Genomic DNA, 2,727 nt, shown 5'->3' on the forward strand with positions numbered 1-2,727 from the left:
CCGCGGCCGGAGCGCGCGCACCAGCCCCGCGTCCGCCCGCCGCCGGGCCGCCGCGTCGGTCCACTCGAAGGGCTCGCGGGGTGCGGCTGGAGTCATGATCGGTCCCTTTTTGTAGGCAGTTCACAGACCCTAGCCGGGGCGATGCGGGGTCAGGGTGTGGCAATACACACACCCCAGGTCAGCGGTGTTGTTCGGTTCCTCCTTGGCCGGAGGTGGTGCCGTAGGCCAGGATCACCCCTATGGACCTGCTGAACACGCTGGTGGACAAGGGGCTGCGGCGCGAACTGCCGACCCGTGAAGAGGCGCTCGCCGTGCTGGCGACGACCGATGACGAACTGCTGGACGTGGTGGCGGCAGCCGGAAAGGTACGCCGTCAGTGGTTCGGGCGGCGGGTGAAGCTCAACTATCTCGTCAATCTCAAATCGGGCCTGTGTCCCGAGGACTGCTCGTACTGCTCGCAGCGGCTGGGCTCCAAGGCGGAGATCCTCAAGTACACCTGGCTGAAGCCGGACGAGGCGTCGAAGGCGGCCGCGGCCGGAGTGGCCGGCGGGGCGAAGCGGGTCTGTCTGGTCGCCAGCGGCCGTGGGCCCACGGACCGCGATGTCGACCGGGTGTCGGAGACGATCGAGGCGATCAAGGGGCAGAACGAGGACATCGAGGTGTGCGCCTGCCTCGGGCTGCTCAAGGACGGTCAGGCGGAGCGGCTGCGGGCGGCCGGGGCGGACGCGTACAACCACAACCTCAACACGTCGGAGGCCACCTACGCCGACATCTGCACCACCCACGACTTCGCCGACCGGGTGGAGACGGTCCAGCATGCCCAGGCCGCCGGTCTTTCGGCGTGCTCGGGGCTGATCGCGGGGATGGGTGAGAGCGACGCCGACCTGGTCGACGTGGTCTTCGCGCTGCGCGGCCTCGATCCCGACTCCGTGCCGGTGAACTTCCTGATCCCGATGGAGGGCACCCCGCTGGCCGGGGACTGGCATCTGACCCCGCAGCGTTGTCTGCGCATCCTGGCGATGGTGCGGTTCGTCTGCCCGGACGCCGAGGTACGTCTCGCGGGCGGACGCGAGGTACATCTGCGTTCCCTCCAGCCGCTCGCCCTGCACCTCGTCAACTCCATCTTCCTCGGCGACTATCTGACGAGCGAGGGCCAGGCGGGCCGGGCCGACCTGGACATGATCGCGGACGCCGGCTTCGTGGTGGAGGGCTCGGACACGACGACGCTGCCCGAACACCGCGAGGGCCTGGTTTCGGTACGCCGCAGGGGCGCGGGAACGGACCTCGCACCCAATGCCTGACTCGGCCGACCTGCTCGAACTCGACCGGCGCCATGTCTGGCACCCGTACGGACCGATGCCGGGCCGGCAGGAGCCGCTGCTCGTCGAGTCCGCTTCCGGGGTCCGGCTGCGGGTCGCCGGCGGGGGCGATCTCGTGGACGGCATGTCGTCCTGGTGGTCGGCGATCCACGGCTACAACCACCCGGTGCTGAACGAGGCCGCGCGCGGCCAGCTGGACCGGATGAGCCATGTGATGTTCGGCGGGCTCACCCATGAGCCCGCGGTCCGGCTCGCGGCGAAGCTGGTGGAGATCACGCCGGAGCCGCTCCAGCATGTGTTCCTTTCCGACTCCGGCTCGGTGTCGGTCGAGGTCGCCGTCAAGATGTGTCTGCAGTACTGGCGTTCCGTGGGCCGCCCCGAGAAGCAGCGGCTGCTGACCTGGCGGGGCGGCTACCACGGGGACACCTGGCAGCCCATGTCGGTGTGCGACCCCGAGGGCGGTATGCACGACCTGTGGTCGGGGGTGCTGCCCCGGCAGGTCTTCGCGGACGCCCCTCCGGCGGAGTACGAGCAGGGGTACGCCGACCGTCTCCATGAGCTGATCGGCCGTCATGCGCACGAGCTGGCGGCGGTGATCGTGGAGCCGGTGGTCCAGGGCGCGGGCGGGATGCGTTTCCACTCCCCCGCGTATCTGCGGGTGCTGCGCGAAGCGTGCGACGCGCACGGTGTGCTGCTGGTCTTCGACGAGATCGCCACCGGCTTCGGCCGTACGGGCAAACTCTTCGCCGCGGACCACGCCGGGGTCGCACCCGATGTGATGTGTGTGGGCAAGGCCCTGACCGGCGGCTATCTGACGATGGCGGCGACGCTCTGCACCTCGCGGGTGGCCGAGGGCATCGCGCGCGGCGAGGTGCCGGTGCTGGCCCACGGGCCGACGTTCATGGCCAATCCGCTGGCAGCGGCGGTGGCCTGTGCCTCGGTCGATCTGCTGCTCGGGCAGGACTGGGAGGCGGAGGTCAGACGTCTGGAGGCGGCTCTGCTGGACGGTCTGTCGGAGGCCGCCGGGCTGCCGGGCGTCCGGGATGTCCGGGTCCTGGGGGCGATCGGCGTGGTCCAGCTGGACCACGAGGTGGACATGGCGGCCGCGACCCGGGCGGCGGTGGGTGCGGGCGTGTGGCTGCGGCCGTTCCGCGATCTCGTGTACACCATGCCGCCGTACATCACGGGAGACCAGGACATCGCCAGGATCTGCCGTGCGGTGTGCGCGGTGGCACGGGAGGCATGACATGACGATTCTGGTGGTGACGGGAACCGGCACGGAGATCGGCAAGACGGTGGTGACCGCCGCGCTGGCGGCCGCCGCGCGGGGCAGGTCCGTCGCGGTGCTGAAGCCGGCGCAGACCGGGCTGCTGCCCGGCGAGCACGGCGACGTGGCCGAGGTGGCCCG

Annotated in this window: 3 protein-coding genes; all 3 read left to right on the forward strand. The window is 70.6% G+C overall.

Features of this window, described 5'->3' with window-relative positions; genetic code table 11:
- Positions 1–239 precede the first annotated feature (239 nt).
- A complete protein-coding gene (gene bioB, locus G3I19_RS35850; RefSeq protein WP_164267857.1) occupies positions 240–1,301 on the forward strand; it encodes a biotin synthase BioB in 1,062 nt (353 codons plus the stop codon).
- Positions 1,294–2,565, forward strand: a complete 1,272-nt coding sequence (locus tag G3I19_RS35855; RefSeq protein WP_164267858.1) for an adenosylmethionine--8-amino-7-oxononanoate transaminase — start codon at positions 1,294–1,296, stop codon at positions 2,563–2,565. The genes bioB and G3I19_RS35855 overlap by 8 nt, the downstream gene beginning before the upstream one ends.
- A gap of 1 nt (position 2,566) precedes the next feature.
- Positions 2,567–2,727, forward strand: a 161-nt coding sequence (locus tag G3I19_RS35860; RefSeq protein WP_164267859.1) for an AAA family ATPase, incomplete at its 3' end; no start/stop codon positions are given.

Source organism: Streptomyces sp. SID10853 (assembly GCF_010548145.1).
Classification (GTDB): Bacteria; Actinomycetota; Actinomycetes; order Streptomycetales; family Streptomycetaceae; genus Streptomyces.

Coding starts and splice junctions, on each gene's coding strand:
- bioB (WP_164267857.1), top strand. CDS start 240: ATGGACCTGCTGAACACGCTGGTGGACAAGGGGCTGCGGCGCGAACTG.
- G3I19_RS35855 (WP_164267858.1), top strand. CDS start 1,294: ATGCCTGACTCGGCCGACCTGCTCGAACTCGACCGGCGCCATGTCTGG.